The organism is Thalassospira profundimaris WP0211 (assembly GCF_000300275.1).
In the GTDB taxonomy this organism is placed as follows: Bacteria; Pseudomonadota; Alphaproteobacteria; order Rhodospirillales; family Thalassospiraceae; genus Thalassospira; species Thalassospira profundimaris.
Genome location: NZ_AMRN01000002.1, coordinates 475,020 through 498,890 on the forward strand (window position 1 = coordinate 475,020; position 23,871 = coordinate 498,890).

The 23,871-nt window shown below is 55.6% G+C and carries 21 protein-coding genes and 1 other RNA gene; 4 read left to right on the top strand and 18 right to left on the bottom strand.

The features are described 5' to 3' along the window. Window positions 1-75: 75 nt before the first annotated feature. The 14 genes from TH2_RS06395 to TH2_RS06460 form a co-directional block, all read right to left on the bottom strand. The gene (locus TH2_RS06395; protein ID WP_008889590.1) at window positions 76-939 is read right to left on the bottom strand and encodes a cell division protein FtsQ/DivIB; all 864 of its coding nucleotides are present in this window, start codon (window positions 937-939) and stop codon (window positions 76-78) included. Next, window positions 927-1,841 (bottom strand): D-alanine--D-alanine ligase, encoded by a 915-nt coding sequence (locus tag TH2_RS06400; protein WP_008889591.1) that lies wholly within the window; start codon window positions 1,839-1,841, stop codon window positions 927-929. Before TH2_RS06400 ends, TH2_RS06395 begins: the two co-directional genes overlap by 13 nt. Continuing rightward, window positions 1,838-2,782, bottom strand: a complete 945-nt coding sequence (gene murB / locus TH2_RS06405; RefSeq protein ID WP_008889592.1) for a UDP-N-acetylmuramate dehydrogenase — start codon at window positions 2,780-2,782, stop codon at window positions 1,838-1,840. The genes TH2_RS06400 and murB overlap by 4 nt, the downstream gene beginning before the upstream one ends. Before the next feature lie 7 nt (window positions 2,783-2,789). Then, entirely contained in the window at window positions 2,790-4,199 is a 1,410-nt protein-coding gene (gene murC / locus TH2_RS06410; RefSeq protein ID WP_008889593.1) for a UDP-N-acetylmuramate--L-alanine ligase, read from the bottom strand. Beyond that, window positions 4,196-5,395 (bottom strand): undecaprenyldiphospho-muramoylpentapeptide beta-N-acetylglucosaminyltransferase, encoded by a 1,200-nt coding sequence (murG, locus tag TH2_RS06415; RefSeq protein ID WP_008889594.1) that lies wholly within the window; start codon window positions 5,393-5,395, stop codon window positions 4,196-4,198. The genes murC and murG overlap by 4 nt, the downstream gene beginning before the upstream one ends. A gap of 154 nt (window positions 5,396-5,549) precedes the next feature. After that, window positions 5,550-6,689, bottom strand: a complete 1,140-nt coding sequence (gene ftsW / locus TH2_RS06420) for a putative lipid II flippase FtsW (protein WP_008889595.1) — start codon at window positions 6,687-6,689, stop codon at window positions 5,550-5,552. Beyond that, on the bottom strand, window positions 6,686-8,092 hold the full coding sequence (murD, locus tag TH2_RS06425) for a UDP-N-acetylmuramoyl-L-alanine--D-glutamate ligase (RefSeq protein WP_008889596.1): 1,407 nt from the start codon (window positions 8,090-8,092) through the stop codon (window positions 6,686-6,688). Before murD ends, ftsW begins: the two co-directional genes overlap by 4 nt. Window positions 8,093-8,104: 12 nt before the next feature. Further along, on the bottom strand, window positions 8,105-9,193 hold the full coding sequence (gene mraY, locus TH2_RS06430; RefSeq protein WP_008889597.1) for a phospho-N-acetylmuramoyl-pentapeptide-transferase: 1,089 nt from the start codon (window positions 9,191-9,193) through the stop codon (window positions 8,105-8,107). A 24-nt stretch (window positions 9,194-9,217) separates the two neighbouring features. After that, complete coding sequence (locus tag TH2_RS06435) at window positions 9,218-10,648, bottom strand: UDP-N-acetylmuramoyl-tripeptide--D-alanyl-D-alanine ligase (RefSeq protein WP_008889598.1); 1,431 nt, start codon at window positions 10,646-10,648, stop codon at window positions 9,218-9,220. Between the two features lie 59 nt (window positions 10,649-10,707). Further along, window positions 10,708-12,168 carry a UDP-N-acetylmuramoyl-L-alanyl-D-glutamate--2,6-diaminopimelate ligase gene (locus TH2_RS06440; protein ID WP_008889599.1) on the bottom strand — a complete coding sequence of 487 codons (1,461 nt, stop codon included), beginning with the start codon at window positions 12,166-12,168 and terminating at the stop codon, window positions 10,708-10,710. Next, the gene (locus tag TH2_RS06445) at window positions 12,155-13,873 is read right to left on the bottom strand and encodes a peptidoglycan D,D-transpeptidase FtsI family protein (RefSeq protein ID WP_008889600.1); all 1,719 of its coding nucleotides are present in this window, start codon (window positions 13,871-13,873) and stop codon (window positions 12,155-12,157) included. The genes TH2_RS06440 and TH2_RS06445 overlap by 14 nt, the downstream gene beginning before the upstream one ends. Further along, window positions 13,870-14,301, bottom strand: a complete 432-nt coding sequence (ftsL, locus tag TH2_RS06450) for a cell division protein FtsL (protein ID WP_008889601.1) — start codon at window positions 14,299-14,301, stop codon at window positions 13,870-13,872. Before ftsL ends, TH2_RS06445 begins: the two co-directional genes overlap by 4 nt. Continuing rightward, window positions 14,298-15,284, bottom strand: coding sequence for a 16S rRNA (cytosine(1402)-N(4))-methyltransferase RsmH (gene rsmH, locus TH2_RS06455; protein WP_008889602.1), 987 nt, complete (start codon window positions 15,282-15,284; stop codon window positions 14,298-14,300). Before rsmH ends, ftsL begins: the two co-directional genes overlap by 4 nt. Next, window positions 15,281-15,784, bottom strand: coding sequence for a division/cell wall cluster transcriptional repressor MraZ (locus TH2_RS06460; protein ID WP_008889603.1), 504 nt, complete (start codon window positions 15,782-15,784; stop codon window positions 15,281-15,283). The genes rsmH and TH2_RS06460 overlap by 4 nt, the downstream gene beginning before the upstream one ends. Window positions 15,785-16,330: 546 nt before the next feature. On the opposite strand from TH2_RS06460, the gene TH2_RS06470 reads away from it, so the two are divergent. From TH2_RS06470 to TH2_RS06485, 4 genes are all read left to right on the top strand, one after another. Further along, window positions 16,331-17,107 (top strand): EF-hand domain-containing protein, encoded by a 777-nt coding sequence (locus TH2_RS06470; RefSeq protein ID WP_238538667.1) that lies wholly within the window; start codon window positions 16,331-16,333, stop codon window positions 17,105-17,107. Window positions 17,108-17,201: 94 nt separating this feature from the next. Continuing rightward, window positions 17,202-18,263 (top strand): magnesium/cobalt transporter CorA, encoded by a 1,062-nt coding sequence (gene corA, locus TH2_RS06475; RefSeq protein WP_008889605.1) that lies wholly within the window; start codon window positions 17,202-17,204, stop codon window positions 18,261-18,263. A 95-nt stretch (window positions 18,264-18,358) separates the two neighbouring features. After that, window positions 18,359-18,907, top strand: a complete 549-nt coding sequence (locus TH2_RS06480; RefSeq protein ID WP_008889606.1) for a cysteine hydrolase family protein — start codon at window positions 18,359-18,361, stop codon at window positions 18,905-18,907. Window positions 18,908-18,975: 68 nt separating this feature from the next. Then, window positions 18,976-19,596: a pyridoxamine 5'-phosphate oxidase family protein gene (locus TH2_RS06485; protein WP_008889607.1), complete on the top strand. Its 621-nt coding sequence runs from the start codon at window positions 18,976-18,978 to the stop codon at window positions 19,594-19,596. Between the two features lie 78 nt (window positions 19,597-19,674). On the opposite strand, the gene rnpB is transcribed toward TH2_RS06485, so the two are convergent. The 4 genes from rnpB to TH2_RS06500 all read right to left on the bottom strand — a co-directional run bounded on the left by rnpB (window position 19,675) and on the right by TH2_RS06500 (window position 23,763). Beyond that, an RNA gene (gene rnpB / locus TH2_RS20515) (RNase P RNA component class A) lies at window positions 19,675-20,070 on the bottom strand. Window positions 20,071-20,131: 61 nt separating this feature from the next. Continuing rightward, window positions 20,132-20,884 carry an N-acetylmuramoyl-L-alanine amidase gene (locus tag TH2_RS06490; RefSeq protein WP_008889608.1) on the bottom strand — a complete coding sequence of 251 codons (753 nt, stop codon included), beginning with the start codon at window positions 20,882-20,884 and terminating at the stop codon, window positions 20,132-20,134. Window positions 20,885-20,889: 5 nt separating this feature from the next. After that, window positions 20,890-21,762, bottom strand: coding sequence for a DMT family transporter (locus TH2_RS06495; RefSeq protein ID WP_008889609.1), 873 nt, complete (start codon window positions 21,760-21,762; stop codon window positions 20,890-20,892). Between the two features lie 177 nt (window positions 21,763-21,939). Next, window positions 21,940-23,763, bottom strand: coding sequence for an ATP-binding cassette domain-containing protein (locus TH2_RS06500; protein WP_008889610.1), 1,824 nt, complete (start codon window positions 23,761-23,763; stop codon window positions 21,940-21,942). Window positions 23,764-23,871 lie beyond the last annotated feature (108 nt).

A 23,871-nucleotide genomic window follows, 5' to 3' on the forward strand; every position in this document is an offset into this window, starting at 1 on the left:
CATGATATTGTGCAAGTCAGTGCCTTGCGCGTCTGAAACGGGGCGCAGGATAGGTAGGGTGTCGGGGCGGTCAGTTCAGACCGCGCCCTCCTTCTTTGGCGGATTGCGCCTTTGTTCCGCGGCACCGGGTGTCAGGCGGACAAATGTCCGATCGGGCAGGCGCAAATCAACAATCAGAACATCACGATCAAGGATACTGTGTTCGCGATCAAGGACTTCAAGGCGCTGCCATGCCTTTTCCATGTTTTCCTCAGGCAGGCGAATGAACATGCCGTTGGCCAACTGGATGTTCCAGCGACGATGCCCGATGCGCTGGGCTCCGGTGATTTGTTCATAAAGGTGCGGGATGGATTGCAGGGTGGTCAGCATCTCCGCCGCACTTTTCGGTGCATCGTCACCGACAAGAACCGGCAGATCAAGGTAATCACCAAGTTCGTAATTCTGAAGTTGCTCGCCATCGCCATCGATCAAAACATGATCGCGCCCCTCGGTTTGCCAGATCGCCAGTGGTTTGCGCTCAACAACCGAAACGATGAGGGTGTCGGGCAATTGGCGTTCGACGGTGGCACTTCGGATCCATGAAAGCTCTTCGATGCGTTCGCGGGCGGCATCGACATCAAAGGTAATGATCGGCGTGCCCGGTTTCTGTCCGATGGCTGCCAAAAGGGCATTCGGGTCGGTTTTTTCGCGACCTGAAACTTCGATATTCTGGACCGTCATGCCAAACGCGGCAGAAAGCTGAACACTTTCCTGCGTTGCCATGCTCATCCATTTATCGGCCTTGCCGGTATAAACAAGGGCAGTCGGAACAATCACGATGGCTCCAATAAAGCCGGTCCACCACATGACCCGGGCGATCTTTTTGACGTTGGTGCCAACGCTATGTTGTTTATCAAGCTTTTCGCGCCGTTCGCGGGCCTGTTCTTCTAGCGTTCGCACGATGCATCCTCCACCATCCATGCAACGATGTCGGCAAAGCTCATTCCGTCATGGCGTGCGGCATCCGGTACCAGTGATGTCGGCGTCATGCCCGGTTGGGTATTAATCTCAAGGATCACCAAACGGTCGTTTTCCGGGTCATAGCGGAAATCGGCCCGTGCCACACCCCTGCAGCCAAGCGCCTTATAAGCTTCTTCGGCGTGACGTTGCAGGCGGTCGCGCAAATCGCCTTCGATGTCGGCAGGCACGATATGTTCGGAGCCACCCTGGGCATATTTGGATTCAAAATCATAAAAGGCGTGATTGCCGGTCAGGATTTCGATGACTTCCATAGCCTCGCCATCCTTGACGGCAACGGTCATTTCGCGCCCGGGAATGAATTCTTCCTGCATGACGCCGTCACCATGGACCCAATCACGGGCCAGCATGTTTTGTTCTTCCTCGGCGGTCAGGATGATTTCAACCCCGACAGAAGACCCTTCGTTATTGGGTTTCAAAACATAGGGCGGCGGCAATGCCTTGCCCGATGCGATGTCTTCGCGCGTGACCCAGACATGGCGGGCGCAGGGAATTTCGTATTCGGCAAACATCGCCTTGGCCGACATCTTGTCCATGGCAATTGCCGATGCCCTTACACCGGAATGGGTATAGGGGATGTTCATGATTTCAAGCAGGCCCTGAACCGCGCCATCTTCGCCCCAGCGGCCATGCAGGGCATTGAAAATCACATCCGGTTTGGGATCAATGGCCGCCAATTGATGGGCAAGATCACGGTTTGCGTCGATTTCGGTAACTTTATAGCCCTTTTCGCGCAACGCCTTGGCGCATTCGCGCCCCGAGGACAGGGAAACTTCCCGTTCTGCTGACCAACCGCCCAGAATGACAGCGACATGTTTGTTCATGCGTCTTTTCCTATGATCGAGTGGCCAAGGCGTTCGCCAATGCGCCGGATTTCCCAGCGCAGCTCAACGCCGCTATGTTCTTTGACCCGTCTGCGGACTTCTTCGCCCAACTGTTCAAGATCAAGGGCGGTGGCATCGCCCTTATTGATCATGAAGTTGCAATGCTGTTCGGACATCTGCGCGCCACCGATGGTAAGTCCTCGGCATCCGGCGGCATCGATAAGCTCCCACGCACGATCAGGCACCGGATTGGCAAAGGTCGACCCCCCGGTGCGTGATTTGATCGGTTGCGATTCGGCGCGCGCCTTCTGGATTTCATCCATGCGTTTGGCGATGTCTTCGGGATCACCAGATGATGCGCGCAAGATTGCGGATGTGAAAATCCAGTCTTCCGGCAGCCCGCAATGGCGATAGGTCATGTTCATTTCATCGGGTGTGACGGTGTGAATGTTCCCGCTGCCATCAATTGCGGTTGCCGATACAAGGACATCCTTGATCTCGGTACCATAGGCCCCGGCATTCATGCGTAACGCCCCGCCGATGGTGCCGGGGATTCCAGACAGAAATTCCAGACCGGCAATACCGTTCATCTGCGCGGTTTGCGCAACATTAAGATCAAGCGCACCGGCACCGGCGTGAACCGCGCCATCTTCAACCACCGCGTCGGTAAACGGGCGACCAAGGCGGATGACAACGCCACGAATGCCGCCATCGCGCACCAAAAGGTTCGAGCCAACTCCGATCACAGTTACCGGCATGTCTGCCGGTTTGCCTTTCAGGAAGGCCGCAAGGTCGGCTTCGTCTTCTGGGCGAAACATCACGTCTGCCGGGCCGCCAACCTGAAACCAGGTGACTTTGGCAAGTTGCGCACCTTCGCGCAGCTTGCCACGCACCTTGGGCAGGCGGTCGATCAGGGGCGTATGGTGTTTCGGCGTGCTCATATCTGCCTCAGTTCTTGATCGCTTCAAGTTGGGCGGGCAGGGCATTTGCCCATGCGCTGATGGAACCAGCACCAAGGCAAACGACAAGATCGCCCGGCTTTGCTTCGGCTTTGATGACTTCGGCCAGTTTTTCCGGCCCTTCAAGTGCGCTGACATGGCGATGGCCACGGTTGCGCAGGCCTTCAACAAGGGCATCACGCGATGCTCCTTCAATCGGGCTTTCACCGGCTTCGTAAACGTCGGCAACGATCACGCTGTCAGCATCGTTAAAGCAGGTGCAGAAATCTTCAAAAAGGTCATGCAGGCGCGAATAACGGTGCGGCTGAACCACAGCGATGACGTTGTTCTGCGTTGCCTGACGGGCGGCCTTTAGCACCGCCTTGATTTCCACCGGGTGGTGACCGTAATCGTCGATAATGGTGACACCATCGACTTCACCGGTTTTGGTGAAGCGACGTTTGACCCCGGTAAAGCCATCAAAGGCGGATACGATTTTCTCATCCGGGATGCCAAGTTCAAGCGCGACCGTGATCGCCGCCAGCGAGTTGGAAACGTTATGATCCCCCACCATCGGCAAACGGACATCCTTGATCACGCGTTCTTCGCTATCAACGCGTTCGCGGATCACAACATCAAAGACGGTGTCGCCGATATTGGTGCGCACATTAACCGCACGAACATCGGCCTGCGGCGAAAAGCCAAACGTGAAGATACGACGGTCCGTCACGCGCCCGATAAGGGCCTGGACTTCGGGATGGTCGATGCACAGAACGGCAAAGCCATAGAACGGGATGTTCTGAACGAAGTTCTTGAAGGCTTCGCGCAGTTGATCGAAATCTTTCCAGTGATCCAGATGTTCCGGATCGATGTTGGTCACGACCGAGATCGTTGACGGTACTTTGACAAAGGTGCCATCAGATTCATCGGCCTCAACCACCATCCAGTCGCCTTCGCCAAGGCGCGCGTTGGTGCCGTATGAATTAATGATCCCGCCATTGATCACGGTCGGATCAAGACCGGCTGCATCCAGCATGGTCGCAACCAGCGATGTGGTCGTGGTTTTGCCGTGCGTGCCGCCAATCGCAATGGCCGCCTTAAGGCGCATCAGTTCGGCCAGCATTTCCGCACGACGCACGACCGGGATCATTGCGGCCCGTGCGGCAACGACTTCCGGGTTGGTCGGCTTGACGGCGGTTGAAATCACAACAACCTTGGCGTCTTCGACGTTTTCTTCCTTGTGGCCGACAAAGACCTTGATGCCAAGGGCGCGCAGGCGCTGCACATTGGCATTGTCTGAAATGTCTGACCCCTGAACGGAATAGCCGAGGTTATTGAGGATTTCGGCAATACCGGACATGCCGATGCCACCAATACCGACAAAGTGGATGGTGCCGATGTTGAGCGGCAGGGTGTTCATTGAGAGTCTCCTCGGTCTTGCGTCATGTTCTTGTTATCGGGGCTTCCGGCCGGGTTCAGGCCCAGCATATCCAGCACCATGTCAGCCAAACGCTCCGCGGCGTTGGCACGCCCGCTGCTTTTGGCGGCCTTTGCCGCACGGGTAAGCGCCGCGGGGTTGGTTAAAAGTTTTGCCAGGCGATCTGTGACGGCTTCGCTACTAAAACGTTCTTGTGGCATTAACCAAGCCCCACCGGAATCTTCGATCTGCTGGGCATTGTAACGCTGATGATCATCAATGGCATGGGGCAGGGGGACCAGAAAACCCGGGCGTCCAGCCGCGGTCAGTTCCGCCACGGTCGACGCCCCTGAACGGGCAATCACCAGATGGCAATCACGCAGGCGTTCGGGAATATCATTGATGAAGGATGCCAGGGTCACGTCAATTTGCGATCCGTCATAGGTCTTGCGCACCGTATCGATATCTTCTTCGCGCGCCTGCTGGGTAACGATCAGGCGTTTGCGGATGGCTTCCGGCAGGTTTACCAACGCGGTTGGCAGAACTTCGGACAGGATGCGTGCGCCCTGTGATCCGCCGGTGATCAGAAGGCGGATCGGACCATCGCTGGTTGGGGCCTCGTACTCGGTCGCGGCAAGGGCTGCGACCTCGGCACGGACCGGATTTCCCGTCCAGATCACTTTGGCCTCGTCACTTGATGCAATCATCGTGACCTTGGCAAAGGATGTCGCGATGCGCTGTGCGTTGCTGGCAACCAGACGGTTGGCGCGACCCAACACCGCGTTTTGTTCATGAATGGCATAGGGGATGCCAAGCCACTTTGCCGACATGGTCGCCGGGATAGAGGCATAACCACCAAAGCCGATGACGGCGGCGGGTTTGGTCTTTTTGATCCGTTTGCGGGCCTTAAGCGTGCCAAGGCCAAGCCGGGCCGCCCCGATCAGGCGGCCCTTGATGCCTTTGCCGGCAATGCCGCCGGCAGGCAAGATGACGGTTTCGACGCCTTCAACGCCCTCGGTATAGCGTGCGGCACGGGCATCGGTGAAAAACAGGACCTTTGCACCACGACGCACCAGCGATTTGGACAAGGCAACAGCCGGAAACATATGCCCGCCAGTGCCACCGGATGTAACGGCGATCACCTGACCTGCGAGCGGTGTCTCGACGGCAGAAAGTTCTGGGTTAGCGAAGTCAGTCATCTTGTCCACATCTAAAACGACAGCAGTGCGGGGAGGGTTCCCGACAGTTACCCCCATCAGAACCCGACAAAGGTTAATATCCCTTCAAACCGGGCGTGGAATAACACCTGATTTTGTCGTTTTGATGCAGAAAGTTTTAAAGGGATGATGGCGATTATTCGCCGGGCCGTTTTCGCGTCAACGCCAGAACAAATCCCATGCCAATCGCAATCCCGATCGTTGCCGACCCACCGTAAGATACGAACGGTAATGTCATGCCCTTTGGCGGAACCAGTTGCAGGGTGGACGCCATGTTGATGACGGCCTGCAAGCCGAACTGAACCAGAATGCCTGTGACGGCCAGAACCACGAAAAGGTTGCGTTCCCCCATCAGGCGCGAGAGACCGCGCATGATGATGAAGGTAAAGACACCAACGACCAGCACGCAGAACAGAAGACCGAATTCCTCGCCAGCGACGGCGAAGATAAAGTCGGAATGGGCATCGGGGATGGAGTTCTTGACCCAGCCTTCACCCGGACCACGGCCCATGATGCCGCCACTCATGAAGGCTTCCATGGATCGTTCGATCTGATAGCTGTCACCAGATGCCGGATCAAGGAAGCGGTCCACACGCGACTGAACGTGCGGCAGGATCAGATATGCCGTGACGGCCAGTCCAACTGCGCCAAGCCCCAAACAGAACACCAGAATGATCGGAAGTCCGGCCAGGAAGATCTGCACCGACCAGATCGAGGTGATGACAACAGTCTGTCCAAAGTCCGGCTGGATCATCAGAAGGAAGATGCAAACAGCCAACATCAGGCTGGAAACGATATAGCCCGGGAAGTTCGGGTTCAAACGTCCTTCGGCAAACATCCAGGCAATGACAACTGCAAAGGCCGGTTTGAGGAATTCGGACGGTTGCAGGTTAATCCCGGCAACGTTGATCCAGCGTACTGCGCCCTTGATGTCTGATCCGATGAAAGGAGTGATGATCAGCAAAAAGAGCACCCCCAGAAACATGAAGGACGCCAAACGTCGCACCCATTTCACCGGCAATAGCGAAATGGCAAACATGCAAACCGTCGCCATGCCAAGGAAAACGAACTGGCGGGTTACAAAGTGGAAACTGTCAACATTGATGCGATCAGCAACGGGCGGACTTGCCGACATCACCAGAAGCGCGCCAATCCCCATCAGAAGGATGATGGCGGCGAGTAACCAGCGATCGACCGTCCACCACCAGATCCCGAGAACCGAGGTATCGGCACGCGAAAAGGCGATATTCGTGTTATGACCAAACAGGGACTTCATGCGTTTGCCTTCCTGGTCATGTCACCACCCGCCAATGCGTTGTACAAATCGCGGAAGGCATCCCCGCGCGCCTCAAAGCTTTTGAACTGATCAAACGATGCACAGGCCGGGGTGAGCATCACCACCGGTTTGTCATCGCCGCAGGTCTTGGCGTCGGCGAAGGCCATTTTGGTTGCGACATCAAGGGTTTCGCATTTCTCCCACGGCAGGTCATTACCAAGGGTTTCGGCAAATTCATTCGTCGCCGCACCAATCAGATAGGCCTTCTTGATGTGGGGATAGAATTCCTGCAATCCTTCAATCCCGCCTTCCTTGGGTTTGCCACCCGCGATCCAGTAAATGTTTTTATAGGCCGAAAGCGCCTTTGCCGATGCTTCGGCATTGGTGGCCTTGCTGTCATTGACAAACACCACACCATCAATGCTGCCAAGCAGTTCCTGTCGATGGGCCAGCCCTGGGAAGGACATGACGCCATCAATGATCCGGGTGGCATCGACACCCCGCGCACGGCACAGCCCATAAGCAAAGGCAATGTTTTGCCAGTTGTGTCGACCGGGCATATGGGTGACGGTCGCAAGATCCAGAATACGGGTTTGCGCCCCGTTCATGTCATCAATCAGCCAACCATCCGCATCAACATAGATGCCGTGATCGACCGGTTGTTTGACAGAAACTTCGATGATGTGACGACCGCCTTCGCGCGCCAGTTCAACCGCCATTTTGGCACAGGGTTCGTCATCAACGGAAATGATTGCCCATTTCGGCCCTTTGGAACGTGCAAAGATCAGGTGTTTTGCCCCGATATATCCATCCAGCCCGCCATGGCGATCCAGATGATCCGGGGTGATGTTCAACAGCGCACAGGCATCAAAGGCCGCATGTTCCAGCAGTTCGAGCTGATAGGATGACAGTTCAAGCACAAGGCAGTCATCGCGCGTTGACGGTTCAAGCCCAAGGGCCGCATTGCCGAGGTTGCCGCCAGCCTGCGTTTTAATCCCAGCCTGCCCGATAATGTGGGCGGTCAGTGCGGTGGTGGTCGACTTGCCGTTGGTGCCGGTGATGGCAAGTGTCGGCACATCAGGCTGTGCCGCGCACAGCAGTTCAACGTCGCAAATAATCGGTTTGCCCGCGCGCCGTGCCTTTTCTGCCGCCGGATGCGGGGTCGGAAAGGTCGATGGAATGCCTGGGCTGATTACTAGCATGTCGGGTTCAGACCAGTCACATTCCGCCAGATTGATCGGCGCAAGACCAAGTGGTTCGATCTGTTCACGCGATGATGCGGTGTCGTCCCACGCCCAGACAATTGCGCCTGCATTGATCAATGCTTTCACACTGGCCAGTCCGGATTTTCCCAGACCCAGAACCGCGATGGTTTTGCCGCGCAGATGTGAAAGATCAATCACGATGGCGTGTCCTTAACGAAGTTTCAGGGTCGCAAGACCAACCAGTGCGAGGATGACAGCAATGATCCAGAAGCGGATGACGATGGTTGCTTCCTGCCAGCCTTTTTTCTCGAAATGGTGATGAAGCGGGGCCATGCGGAACACGCGTTTACCGGTCAGTTTGTACGACCCGACCTGAATGATCACCGACAGGGTTTCCAGAACAAACAGACCACCGATGATGGCCAGAACCAGTTCGTGCTTGGTGACAACAGAAACCGCACCCAAAGCACCGCCAAGGGCGAGTGAGCCGGTATCGCCCATGAACACCATAGCAGGCGGGGCGTTGTACCAGAGGAAGCCAAGGCCAGCACCGACAAGTGCGCCAAGGAAAATGGTCAATTCGCCCGAACCGGCAACGTAATGGACCTGCAGATACTCGGCGAACTGAACGTTACCGATCAGATAGGTGATCAGCGCAAAACTGGCCGCGGCAATCATCACCGGAACAATCGCCAGACCGTCAAGGCCATCGGTCAGGTTGACCGAGTTTGAGGCGCCCACCATGACAAACATGGCAAACGGCACAAAGAACCAACCCAGATCCAGCAGGAAATTCTTGAAGAACGGGAAAGCAAGTGCTGTCGAAAGTGGATCGGCGGTATTGTACGAAATCCACCAGGCGGCAAGGGCTGCGATGGAAAACTGCCCAAGGAGCTTAAGCTTGCCCGGAAGGCCCTTGGTGTTGCGCTTGGAAACCTTCAGGAAGTCGTCCAGAAAACCAAGGAAGCCATAGCCGATTGTGACCAGCAAAACAGCCCAGACATAAGGATTGGTCAGATCAGCCCAGAGCAGGGTGGCAATCGACGTGGATAGCAACAGCAAAAGCCCGCCCATTGTCGGCGTGCCTTTTTTCGTCAGAAGGTGACTTTCGGGACCATCTTCACGGATCGGTTGGCCTTCGCTTTGTTTGGAACGCAACCAGTTGATCAGATGCGGACCGATCACAAAGGCAAGAATAAGCGACGTGATGATCGCACCGCCCGTGCGGAAGGTGATATACCGAAACAGGTTCAGTACCGGCATCTGATCAGCAAATTGATAAAGCAGATTATAGAGCATTGCTCTGGTCGTTCCTTTTGCGACTTACTCTGTTGCGGTTGTGGATTTTTCCACCACGCCACAGGATTTTAAGGCCGATACAATTTTCGAAACGTAAATGCCAAGTGACCCTTTGATCAAAACCACGTCGCCATCGCGCAAATTGGCCTTGATGGGCTCTATCGCGTCTTCGGCAGTTTCAAAGTGGCCGGCATTTCGTTCGGAAGGCAAAGTTTTGTCGAGCTCGGCCATCAGCGGCCCAACCGAATAAACCCGATCAATCTCAAGCGAGGTCAGCGGATGATAAAGATCGGCATGCATTTTGGTTGCACTGTCGCCGAGTTCGCGCATTTCACCCAGAACTGCGATCTTGCGACCGCCTTCGCCCGGTTTGGTCTGCGACAGGACCTTGATCCCGGCCATCATCGACGTCGGATTGGCATTGTAGGCATCATCAATCAGCGTAAAGGTACCCTCGCCAGACGGCAGCTTGACGGTGTGCGTCTTGCCACGTCCGGCAGGAGGGGTGACATCCGCCAGATCCTTCGACGCTTTGACAAGGTCTGCACCAATCGCATCAACACACCCCAGAACGGCAAGCGAGTTCAAAACCCAGTGTTCGCCGGGGCAACCGATGAAGTATTCCAGATCCTGGCCTCCGACGCGTGCGCGAACAGCGCTGCCATCGGTGACGATATTTGCTTCAAACAGACGATAGTTTGATACGGCATCCGTGCCAAAGCACTTGATGTTGGAAAGGCCAAGTTCCTTGGCGCGCCGGGCCAGGGCAAAGTAATGCAGATTGTCACGGTTCAGGATGATGGTACCGTCGCTATCAAGGCCTTCAAAAATCTCGGCCTTGGCCATGGCGATTTCGGCTTCGTCCTTGAAGAACTCTGTATGCGCGCCGACCACAGTGGTGATCAACGCCACAGACGGCTTGACCATTTTGACAAGTGTGCTGATCTCGCCCGGATGGTTCATGCCGATTTCAAAAACACCAAACTCGGCATCATCAGGCAGGGTCGCCAAAGTAATCGGCACACCCCAGTGATTGTTGAAGCTGGCCGGGTTGGCATGGGTTTTACCCTGCTGGGACAGCACATATTTAAGCGCTTCCTTGGTGCCCGTCTTGCCGACGCTGCCGGTGATGGCAACGATCTTGGCTTTGCTGCGTTCACGTCCGGCAATTCCAAGTCGCTCAAGGGCGACCATCGTGTCATCGACCAGAAGAACCTTGTCGGTGTCGTCAATGCCATTGGCATCCGAGACCATGACGGCGTGTGCACCGGCATCAAGGGCGGCCTGCGCAAATTTCTGACCATCGAAATTCGGACCCTTCAGGGCGATGAACAGATCGCCTTTACTGACTTTACGGCTGTCAATCGATATGCCGGTTACCGTCCAGTCGCCAGTGGTTTTGCCACCGGTTGCGGTTGCGGCATCCTGTGCGGTCCATAAAACAGCCTTCGTCATAACGTCACTTTCTTTTCGCTCAGACCATCACGGCCAAAGCGCCGTAACGGGAATTGAGGTCAGTTGCCGCCGACAAGGATGCTGCGGGCAACAGATGCATCATCGAATGGAAGAACCCTATCACCGACAATTTGGCCTCTTTCATGGCCTTTTCCGGCGATAATAAGGACATCGTTGCGCTGAAGGATGCCGATGCCCCGTTTGATGGCTTCGGCACGGTCACCAATCTCGACGGCACCTTCGCACTGTTCCTTGATTGCAGCACGAATGGTGGCCGGGTCTTCGCTGCGCGGATTGTCATCGGTGATGATGGCAATATCGGCAAAGTCACGGGCAACCTGTCCCATCAACGAGCGTTTCCCGACGTCACGGTCTCCACCGGCCCCGAATACACAAACGATGCGGCCTTTGCAATGCGGACGGACCGCCTTGATCACGGTTTCAAGGGCATCTGGCGTGTGGGCGTAATCAACAAATACCGGCGCGCCAAAGCTGGTTTTGCCAACCAGTTCCAGACGTCCACGGACACCTTCAAGTTTTTCAAGGGCCAGAACCGCCTGATCAAGGTCGGCACCAGATGCCACGACGATGGAAAGGGCTGCCAGTGCATTCATCACCTGGAAGCTTCCCATAAGCGGCAGGTGAATGTTGTATTCGCCCTTGTTTGCCATAAGGCGGAGCTTGGTGCCGGTGCTGTCTGGTGTTGCCTTGATCAGTTTGATGTCGTCGGCGTTCTCGCCATAGGACAGGACATTCACACCGCGCTTGGCGGAAAGTTTTTTCAAAAGATCGAACTGTTCAACATCGGCATTCAACACAGCCGTGCCATCGGCAACCAGAAGGTCGGAGAACAGGCGGGCTTTGGCAGCGAAATATTTTTCGAACGTGCCGTGATAATCAAGATGATCACGCGACAGGTTGGTGAAGGCTGCAACGGTGACCTTCACGCCATCCAGGCGGTATTGATCAAGCCCATGCGAGCTTGCCTCCATCGCGACATGGGTAACACCAATGCCACACATTTCATCAAGGCTTTGATGCAGGGCAACCGGATCCGGCGTGGTCAGTGAACCGGGGATCTTTGCCCCAGCGGCCCGAATGCCAAGCGTTCCGATCGATCCCGACATGTTGCCAAGGATCGTCCAGAGCTGCTCGGTAAAGATCGCTGTGGATGTTTTGCCGTTCGTACCCGTAATCGCCGCGATGTTTGCCGGCTGCTTGCCATAGAAACGGGCGGCAAGCTGTGCATAACGTTTGCGCGGGTTTTCCACCGGGATCAGTGGCACCGTGGGGGCTGCCGGTCTTGGCGTTCCATCCTTTGCAAGGATGGCCGCGGCACCAAGCTTGATCGCATCGGCGATATACTTGGAACCGTCATCACGTGCACCGGACAGGGCGGCAAACATATAGCCATCCTTCACGGTGCGTGAGTCTGCTGTCAGGCCCGTGATATCCGGGTCCTGTCCTTCGGCATGTTTCAATGCCGCTTGATCACCTGCCATGAGCTCAGAAAGACGCAAGTTTGCGTTCCCCCTTGCGAAGTTCGATCTGCAGCGCTTGCTCAATCTCCGGCGCCTTCGCATTCGCCGGTTCAATGCCCAAAAGGGGAGCAATACGTGTCACAACCTTGCCAACGGCAGGGGCGGACACCCAACCTGCTGTGGCAAATCCATAAGTTTCTTTAGTGCCCTTGGGCTCGTCCAACGTCACCAGAACCACATATTTCGGGTCCTGCATCGGGAAGGCGGCGACAAAGGTCGACATGCGGGCGTTCTTGACGTAGCGCCCGTTCACGAGTTTTTCCGAAGTCCCGGTCTTCCCGCCAAGGAAGTAACCCGCCACTTCGGCGTTCTTGCCAGAACCGTCGGTTACGACCAGTCGCATCAGGCGACGCAGCAGTTCCGACGTTTTCTGTGAAAATACACGTTCGCCTGCCGGTGCGCCGTCCTGTTTGAGGATGGTCGCAGGGCGGCGAATACCACCATTCACAAGGGTGGAAATGCCACTGACAACCTGAAGCGGGGTCACGGCCAGACCATGACCGAATGAAATCGTCATGGTGTTGATGTCGCGCCACGGATTGGGCACAAGCGGTCCGCCAACTTCAGGAAGTTCGATCTGCGGTTTGTCGAGCATGCCAAGCTTTTTAAGGTATTTTTGCTGGGTTTCGCCGCCAAAGGCCATTGCCATGCGGGCTGACCCGATGTTCGAGCTGTGAACCAGGATTTCCGGCAAGGTCAGCCAGCGGTTCTCGCCGTGATAGTCACGAATGCGGAACCCGCCAATTGCCAGCGGTTCAGTCGCGTCATAGACCGAGTTCAGCGTCGATGTGCCGGTTTCAAGGGCGATGGCCGTGTTAAACAGCTTGAACACCGAACCCATTTCGTAAACGCCAAGCGTAGACCGGTTAAAGCGTGCATCGGCTGGTGCCTGGCCCGGGCGATGGGGGTCAAAGTTCGGAAGCGATGTCATCGCAACGACTTCGCCGGTATAGACATCCATCACAAGGCCTGCCGCCCCAACCGCGCTGTAGGTTTCCATCGCGTTTTCGACTTCTTCGGCAAGCGCGTATTGCACTCGGGTATCAAGCGAAAGTTCCAGTGGGCCGTTATTGATGCGCAATTCGTTGTCAAATTCGCGCTCGGCCCCGGCGATGCCGTTATTGTCGATGTCGGTGAAGCCCAGAACATGTGACAGAAGACGCCCATGCGGATAAACGCGGCGTTCTTCACGCTGGAAATTCAATCCCGGAATGCCAAGCGAGTTGACGTCATATTGTTGTTCCGGCGTCAGGTTACGGCGCAGCCAGACGAATGCCTTGCGCGAACTCAGATGACGGATCAGTGAATCGCGGTCCAGATCGGGCAATACGGTCAACAGCAAGTCTGCCGACTCAACCGGGTCCTTGACGACGCGGGCATCGGCATAAAGCGAATTGGTCGGAAGATCGGTCGCAAGCAACATGCCGTTGCGATCAACGATATCGGCGCGCTCGGTCTTGAGTTCGCGGGTATCGGTTCCCGATGCGACAGCCGGTTCATTGCCCTGGCGCAGAACCGATGCATCAATCAGGCCATAGGTGATCCAGCAAAAACCGATGATGAACATCGCGCCGGTGATAAAGATACGGTTGCGCGCAGTTTCAAGCGCAAGACGTTCGCGCTGATCCGGGCCCAGTTCCGGACGGTCGCCACGCAGCCAGTATGAAAAACGGGTCAGGCTCATTGTGCGGCCCCCGTTTCGGTGGCGACGGACGGGGCATCAATGATCATGGTATCGGCCGCCTCGTCATACATCAGATCACCCGGACGGGCGCGCGGGACGGGCATGAAGGCAACCGCCTCGCCGAACTTGTTGATGCGATACTGATGCAAATCGGCGTCTTCGGGCAGATCGTCGATGCTTGCCATCTGAAGTACGTCAATTTGGGCAAGGCTCAGATACTGCTTGGACAGGCGTTCGATACGTTCCGGATTGTTCAGATAGCTCCATTCGGCCTGAAGAACATGGATGCTTTCCTGTTCGGCCAGAATGTCGGACTGAATATCTGCGTAACGTTTTTCAAGACGTTCGACCTGATGGCTGACCCAATAGGTGCCGGTGCCGATCAGGATGGTCAGAACAAGGCCAATGATGGTTACCGCACGGGTCATTTGCGACCTCCCTGCGATGTGGCCGGTTGGTCGTTGCGCACAACAGCGCGCAGCTTGGCCGAACGTGCGCGTGGGTTGGCGCGAATTTCATCTTTCTGACCGGTGACGGCCTTGCGTGTGATGGTCGTAAAGGTCGGGATGGCTACTTCCGGTTCGCCGGGCAGGCGACGCGACATCTTGTTCGGATCGCCAGAGCGTTCCTTCATGAATGTTTTGACCTGCCGGTCTTCGAGCGAGTGGAAAGTCACAACCACCAGACGGCCGCCCGGTTTCAGTAACGTTTCGGCGGCATCCATGGCGCGTTCAAGTTCGCCAAGTTCGTCATTCACATAAATGCGCAATGCCTGGAACGTCCGCGTGGCGGGATCAATGCCGTCCTTGGATTTACGCACCACAGAACGCACCGCACGGGCGAGCTGGGATGTGGTGGTAAACGGTTCCTCTGCGCGTATTTCGATAATTTTGCGCGCGACTTTGCGCGATGCGCGTTCCTCGCCATAACGGTAAACGACATTGGCGATATCTTCTTCTTCGGCGGTGTTGACGAAATCAGCCGCCGTCGGGCCAGACATCGACATGCGCATATCAAGCGGGCCGTCTTCGCGGAACGAAAATCCGCGATCAGCCTGATCAAGCTGCATGGATGAAACGCCGATATCAAGAACGATACCATCGACCTGCTGCGCACCTGCCGCCGGGAGAAGTTTGGCCATATCGCCAAAGCAACCCTCGACCATGTGGAAGCGGCCATCATATTCGGCTTCAAGCTTTTTGCCGGTGGCAACAGCGGTCGGGTCGCGGTCGATGCCGTAAAGTTCGCAATTGGCAGAGTCAAGAATGGCGCGGGAGTAACCGCCTGCGCCAAATGTACCGTCAACCATGATCTCGCCGTCACGCGGTGCAAGGGCTTCTAGGACCTCGCGGAGCAAGACCGGCTTGTGCGGGCGATCTTCGGTAGCAAAGCTTAGGTCATTTTTGCTCATGATGCGTCCTCCTCCGTTGTGGTGCCGGGACGTGCACCTTTGGGGAGTTCACTCATCGGTTTGAGCTTCAATGTCGCACCACGGTTAAGCGTGCGGGTCCGGCTGGCTTCTTGCAGGGGCTTGAAGATGTCAGGGTTCCACAGGCGGAAGGTGCGACCACGGCCGACAAAGGCGACCTGATCTTCGATGCGGGCGAATTCGATCAATTCTGCGGGCAGAATGATGCGGCCTTCGCCATCGTAAGGAAGCATATGCGAGGAGCCAAGGATGGTGTCTGCCAGATCGTCGGCCTCGTCAGAAAACATGTCGAGTTCATCAAGCGATGCGGCAATGCGCTCCATATGGCTGTGGCTGCAGCCTTCAAGTGCGCTTTCCTTGTGGGATTGATACAGGTAGATGCCGGCGAATTCTTCGGTATCGAGGGCCGCACGGAACCGTTTGGGGACGGATACGCGTCCCTTCCGGTCCAGCTTGTGAATGTGCGTCCCTGTGAACAGCACTTCGCCATTCCCCTGATCAAAAAACCGATCTCAGAACACGGGCCCTCATGGGCTGTCTTGCGACTGTGGTGTGTCTGAAATGGATATGCCCCGCATGGCACGGAATTTGTGCCTCTTTATGGGGTAGCATGGGAAATCATGGGGGTCAATGGGATTTGATGGGCAAGAATGTGACGTTTTGGCACTTCCTGAGGGTTTCCGCGGTATATGCAGAAAGGCTGAAATCGGCCAAAAATGCGGGAAAACCAGCGGCGATCCGTCTTCTGCCCATAAAATCCCAATTCCGTTCCATGGGGACCCATGGGAAGACCATCGAAAAACCGGAATTTGGGTTTTGATGGACCAGTTCAAGAATTGGATTTGAATGGGGTTGTCGAAGACAATTTGCGATTTGATGGCCAATCGGGTTTGATGCGCGGGCAAACTCCTGCAAAATGTCAAAATGATCTCTGATGGTTTTGATCGGCCATCACGAATGAAAATCTCCCCGAATGGGGCGTTGTCTTCTGGCGCAGGGCAGCGTCAGTGAAACGAAGGAAGCGATTGTTGCGGATAAAAGCTGCCATTCTATTAATGGGTTGCGCATTTTCCTGGGCCGCATTGGTTCCCGGGTTAAATCCGATCACGGGTGGGGAGGCCACCGCACAGGGGCTTAGTCTTGACCCGGCCGGTGGCGGATCAAATTCGCCCGAAGTTTCATCGCCGCAGATGCGTGAATTGCTGCCCTTGATCATGCAACAGCTGCAAAACAATCCGGAACTGATGTCTCAGTTTGGACTGGGCGGGCTTTCGGGGCTGAATGGCCTGAATGGGGATGGCTCCGGTGCAGGTGCAGGTGTTCCCGGTATGACAGGCGACGGTGTGTCGAACATCCCCGGACTGAGCGAGGCAATTGCAAAGGCGCTTGCCCAGCAAAATGGTGGCGCGGGCGTCGCCCCATCGGGCATTCCCGAACAGGTCAAAGTTTATCGCGAACAATACCACCCGGTTGACATCGACCAGGATGGCCGGATCAGCGCGGACGAGGCTGCCGCCTATGCCAGCTGGATGTTCCGGCGGCGCGATATCACGGGCGATAATGTTTTGGTGGCGCGCGAATTTGCCGCGGTTGAAAAATTGCCCGGTTCTTCGGATGCCAATCGACAAAGGTTGCGCACCGAAAGCCGCCGACTTGAATTGCTGTTTCCGGAATTTGATGCCGATGGTGACAAGATGATCAGCAAGGAAGAATTCATGGCGCAGGTGCATGCGACCTATGACGAGAAGCGCGGGGCGGCGGCGGATATTGATCCGTTTTCGTTCCAGACGGTTTTGCCATTCTAGGGCTGCGTTGCTTGGAAACGCATTCATCACATGACAAGCATTCAATAAACTGGCATCCGTAACCATCGGCAAGCCGGAAGAGACGGAGAGGCTCATGGACACCAACGAATTCTTTGCCCCGGTGCGCGCAAACACCGACAGCGGCAATACCGCCAGTCCGGCTGCTTCTGATAGCGCCGTTGGTGACAATGGGCAGGCAACCGAGGCCGCAAACACGCCGTCTGAACAATCTGCCGCCAAACCGGCTGCTGCCAAGGCCGAACGCTTTCCGGTTTGGGTCGATTTGCATGCCCCGACGCCCGATGAAATTCACGAGATCGAAGAACGCTTTGGCATTGAAATACCGACGCGCGAAGAAATGCAGGAAATCGAACTGTCATCGCGCTTGTATGACGAAGACGGTGCGTTGTTCATGACGGTTTCGGTTCTGACCAAGGCAACCACCGATGCGCCACAAACCACGGCGGTGACGTTTATTCTGGTCAAAAAGACCCTGATCACCGTGCGTTATGCCGATCCAGTACCGTTCAAGACCTTCATCCGGCGTGTAAAGCGCAGCCCGTCGCTTGCCAATAGTGCAGAGGCCGTTCTGTTCGGTCTGCTTGAACAGATTGTTGATCGACTTGCCGACCTGATGGAACAAACGGCGACCGATCTTGAAAGCCTGTCCAATCAAGTCTTTATCAGCCCGGATGAAAAGAGCTCTGATCGCGATCACCGCGAAACCCTGCGTCAGATCGGGCGTACCGGTAACCTGTCGGGCAAGGCCAAGGACAGCCTTTTGAACCTGCATCGTTTGGGATTATTCCTCTCAACACAGGCGCGGCTTAAAAAGGATGCCAAGGCGCGGCTCAAGATCCTGTCACGCGATATTGTCTCGATTACCGAGCACGCCAATTTTATCGCCAACAAGGTGACCTTCCTGCTGGATGCGACACTTGGCATGATCAGTCTTGAGCAGAACAATATCATCAAGATCTTCTCTGTCGCCGCCGCCGCCTTCCTGCCACCGACCCTGATTGCCAGCATCTATGGCATGAACTTCGAATTCATGCCGGAACTGGGGTGGGAGTTAGGCTATCCGGTCGCAATCGGCCTGATGGTTTTGTCTGCCGTCCTGCCGCTGCTGTATTTCAAGCGCAAAGGATGGCTTTGAGCCAAATGGCGAAATGCGTGGGGCTTCTGTCCTTTTAGACAGTCTTTGCGCTGCTAGATTGGCCGGCACATTCACCAAACATCGGAGCCCCACAAATGAGCAAGACCGCCCTGATCCTGATTGATTGGCAGAAGGGATTTGATGACCCTGAATATTGGGGTAATCGCAACAATCCCGACGCCGAAGCCAACGGCGAAAAACTGCTCGCACACTGGCGCGCCAACGGTTGGCCTGTGTTTCATGCCAAGCACAACTCGACAGAGCCGCAATCGCGCCTGCATCCTGATCATCCCGGTAACGCTTTCAAGCCGGGTTTTGCGCCCAAGGATGATGAGCCTGTCTATGGCAAGAACGTCAATTCTGCCCTGATCGGCACGGACCTTGAGGCCGATTTGCGCGCGAAAGGCATTTCGAAACTGGTTCTGTGCGGGATAACCACGGATCATTGCGTCAACACAACCACCCGCATGGCGGCCAATCTTGGATTTGATGCCACAATTGCCGCTGATGCCTGTGCGACCTTTGATCGCAGCTTGCCAGACGGGCGGGTTTTCCCGGCCCAGATGGTTCATGATGTTGCGCTTGCTAGCCTGAATGGCGAGTTTGCAGCAGTGAAAACAGTCGCGGAAATTATTGCGGACTAATCAGCAATTGACTTGCGTTCGCAACTAAAGCAGTTTCTGCCCTCGTTTCTCGCCAAAGGTAATCTGCAATGACCAAAATCGATACTCAGGAAAAGCTCCGTGCCATTTACGGAGAGCCGCTTGGACTTGCTGTCAGCAAATGTTTGCCGGCGCTTGATCCGCACTGCAAGCACTTCATTTCGCTTGCGCCCTTTGCGGTCATTTCCTCGTCAGATACCAATGGCAATGCAGATGTCAGCCCGCGTGGGGATGGCCCGGGTTTCATCAAGGTTGTTGATGACAAAACACTGGTCATGCCCGATCGTCCGGGCAACAACCGCGTTGATACCCTGTCAAACATCGTCGACAACCCGAAAGTCGGGATGCTGTTTTTCGTGCCGGGCGTGAACGAAACGCTGCGCATCAACGGTGTTGCTGAAATCAGCACCGACCCGGCTTTGTTGGGGCTGTTTACCGATACGCCCAGGGCACCGATAACCGCGATCAAGATTACGGTTGAGGAAGCCTTCCTGCATTGCGCAAAGGCGCTGATGCGTTCCAAGCTTTGGGATCCGGAAACCCGGATCGAACGCAAAACGCTTCCGACCTTGGGCAAGATGATCAAGGATCAGACAGCGTCCGATATCCCCGAAAGCACGCAGGAAGAAGTAGACAAGTATTTCGCGCAATCCATTGCCGAGCGCGGCTGATCTGCTGTTCTTGATCGCAGGCATTTGATCCGGGCGATGACGGGAAACTGTCATCGCCTTTTTCTGTCTGAAAAAGATAATACCAGATGGCCTGTAAGCCGGGTTCTGTCCATGCGGCGAACCGCACTGGATGACTATTCATCTGGGACGTCCGTCGCCGAACGCCTCCTGCAACCAACCCGAATGGTGGTACGAAAACCCACCTGCCGACAATGCCGAAGCATCCGGCCGACCATTCCTATTAGGTTTTGCTCCCGGTGGGGTTTACCATGCGTCCCGCATTGCTGAAGGACCGGTGCGCTCTTACCGCACCCTTTCACCCTTACCGGATGGCTTGCGCGATCCGGCGGTATCCTCTCTGTGGCACTTTCCCTAGGGTCGCCCCCGCCAGACGTTATCTGGCACCGTGTTTCCGTGGAGCCCGGACTTTCCTCCCCGATTGCAAGCAATCAGGGCAGCCATCCGGCCATCTGGTGATCGGGATGTAGGTCACATCCATGGTGGCGTCAAGAAAAAGCAGTGCGGGCAGGGGTGCCTAGCGGGTGATCGCGCTGGCAAGCACCTTGGCGATGGCAAGGCATTCGCCATCGACATTGCCTGAAATGTCGTTCTGCCGCCAATGACGCTGGAACGCGATGGTGCGTTTGGCTTTACCTTCGTCGCTGTCTGCCGGGCCATAACCAATCGCCTCAAGCAGCCGATAGAATTCATCCGGGCTGACAGCTGCGCCGGAAATGCCTGAACTGATTTCAGCAACGCCATGGCATCCGGGCCATAAACCGATGCCGTTTTCTGCCAGTTGCTGCCAAGGGAACAGTTCACCCGGATCTTCCTTGCGGTCCGGGGCCATATCGGAATGGGCGATGATACGGCTGGCGGGGATCTCTTGGCGTTTGAGGATGTCTTGCGTCAGATCTATGACGGATTGGATCTGGATTTCCGGAAATGGGCGATAGCCATATTCATGCCCCGGATTGACGATTTCGATCCCGATGGAGTGGGAATTCACGTCTTGGCAGCCTTGCCAGATGCCAAGCCCGGCGTGCCAGGCGCGCTTGTCTTCATCAACCAGCTGAAAGATGCGGCCATCTTCCTCGATCAGGTAATGACTTGATACTGAGCTTTCCGGATCACACAGGCGTTCAAGTGCGTCGGCACCTGATTGCATGCCGGTGTAATGCAGGACGAGAATATCAATAGGGCATCCATCCGGACGATCACCGAAATTGGGGGAGGGGTGGGAAATGATGTTTCCCGCTGATCGCGTTTTGGTGATCTTTTCCCCCATGCGGATCAATCCATTCCCTGTGCTTTGCGTTGAACCGGCTTGCGCAGCATGATGACCGCGACACCGCACAGAACGACTGTGCCACCAATGATTTTAAGCAGCGAAAACGGCTCGTCAAACACAAGGAACGAACCCATCACACTGATCACCGGTGCCAACAGGGTCCAGGGCACAACGACATTTACATCCTGCGTCTTCAGCAAATGATACCAGAAGCCATACGCAACAATCGATGACATCACGACCGTGAAGGCAAGGTTTGCATAGGCCACCCAGCTTGCGTTCATGACCGCTTCAAAACCGTTTGGCTCAAAGATCAGGGACATGATCAGTAGTTGCGGAGCCGCCATTAGCGCCATCCAGCCATTCAGCTGGAAAGTATCAATGTCGCCAAGCTTCTTGATCATGACATTGGCGACCGCCCACATGAAGGATGCAAACACGACCAACAATAGCGGTAATTGCAGCTCGGTCATGGTCGGGTCCCAGAACATGATGGTGACACCGATAAACGCCAGCGCCATACCCGAAAGCCGTTTCCAGCCCAGCCGGTCATTAAAGAAATAGGTCGCAAGCATCGATGAAAACGGCACGCCCAACAGAATGATGATGGCGACCGGCCCGGCATCAATCATCGAAAGGGCGTAGAACAGAACGCCGAAATGCAGGCCGCCAAAGGTCACCGAGATCAGGGCGAGCTTGCCAAACCGTCCGCGCGGAACTTGCGTGAACGGGATCAACAGGATCGCCACAGCCGCAAAACGCATCGCTGTCAGGATGAAAGGCGGGATTTCACCAACCGCCCCTTTGACGGTCAGCATGTTCACGCCCCAAATGACGGCGACGGAAAAGGCCATAATTACGGCTTTGATCGGCATAACGGGGCCTTTCGGCAATAAGGGGCAATAATGACCCCAAGAATATCAGATAGATACGCACACCCGCCCAAGTTTTTTAGACGGGTTCCACTCCCTTGATCCGATGTTTCAGCCCAAAGCACAAATGAGTTGTTCTCAACTCATGCCTAAACTGTCTTGAAATTCGTGCCAGCTTGGTCAGCCCTGCCCAAGTTCCTCGCGCAGCATTTCAAGTTCCAGCCAGCGTTCCTCGGATGCTTCAAGTTCTGAGCGCGCAGCATCAAGTCGATCCACCTTTTTCTGGAAACCGTTCGGGTCCTTGGTGAACAGACTGCTATCAGAAAGCGCATCCTCAAGGGTTGCGATTTCCGCTTCCAGTTTGGCCATCGCGGTGGGCAGATTGTCGTATTCGCGTTGATCCTTATAGCTCAGCTTACCTGTGGGCTTGGATTTTGGTGCCGATGCCTGTGCGGCCTTCTTGACCTGTTTGGCGGCGGCCTTTTCTTCCTTGGCGGCCTCGGCGCGCGAGAGTCTGCGTTGGGCGATGTAATCGGAATAGCCACCGGCATATTCGATGGCAGTCCCATCGCCTTCCATAACGATAGATGATGTCACAACGCGATCCAGGAAGTCACGATCGTGGCTGACCAGAAGCAGCGTGCCTTCATAGTCGCTCAGCATTTCCTGAAGCAGATCGAGCGTATCCATATCAAGATCGTTGGTCGGCTCATCCATGATCAGAAGGTTGGTCGGTTTGGCCAATTGCTTGGCCAGCAACAGCCGGTTGCGTTCACCGCCTGAAAGCGCGCCAACCGGGCTTCTGGCCTGTTTTTCATCAAACAGGAAATCACGCAGATAGCTGACCACATGGCGCGGATTGCCGCGCACCATGACCTGATCGCCGCCAACATCACACAGCGTATCCCAAAGGGTCTTGCTGTCATCAAGGGCGGCGCGTTTCTGATCGAAATAGCTTGGATTAAGGTTGGTGCCGATCTTGATCGTCCCGCTGTCAGGTTCGATCTGACCGGTCAGCATTTTCAAAAGCGTGGTTTTACCGGCCCCGTTCGGGCCGATAATGCCAACCTTGTCGCCACGTAAAATACGGGTCGAGAAATCAGCGATGATCTGACGGTCGCCAAATGATTTGGCAATATCGGTCGCTTCGATCACGACCTTGCCGGATGTCTCACCGGCATCGGCTGCAAGCGACACGTTGCCGATGCGGTCAACCTGTTGGGAACGCTGGGCGCGCATATCATAAAGACGGCGCAGACGGCCCTGGTTCCGTTTGCGGCGGGCTGAAATGCCCTGCACCGACCAGACGGTTTCCTGTGCAATCAGTTTATCAAGCTTGGCGCGTTCCTCGGCTTCCTTGCGATAGATTTCCTCGGACCATTCCTCGAACTGGGAAAAGTTGATCGAACCCTGATGCATCACACCACGATCAAGCCACAGCACACCATTCGATACGGCATTGAGGAATGCACGGTCGTGCGAGATCACCACAACAGCACCGCGGAAATTCTTGATTTCGCCTTCAAGCCATTCAATTGTCGGCAAATCAAGGTGGTTGGTAGGCTCATCAAGCAACAGAACCTGCGGATCCGCAATCAGTGCACGCGCGATCGCGGCCCGGCGGCCTTCACCACCCGAAAGCTGTTTGGGGTCCGACTTCGGATCAATATCAACCGATGCCAGCAACATGTCGGATCGATAGGCGTAATCCTGTTCATGGTCATCAAGGGCCGAAAGCACAAAATCCTCGACCGTGTCATAGCCGTCGAATTTCGGTTCCTGATTAAGGTAGGCCACCTTGCAGCCTGGCTGAACAAAGCGTTCGCCGCCATCGGGTTCGATTTCACCAGCGATGATTTTCAAAAGAGTCGATTTGCCGCCGCCATTGCGCCCGACAAGGCACAGGCGGTCACGGTCGCCAATGGCAAATGACACATCGGAAAACAGATCATTCCCGCCAAAGGTCAGGTGAATGTCATTAATATTGATCAGCGGTGGCGCCATGGAAAAACCGACAAGTTTGAAAACAAAACAGGGTCACAATGACCGGCCCCCTGCAAACAGCAATTCGGGCACCGTTGCAAGGGAAATCAACTTTGACAGAGATAATCG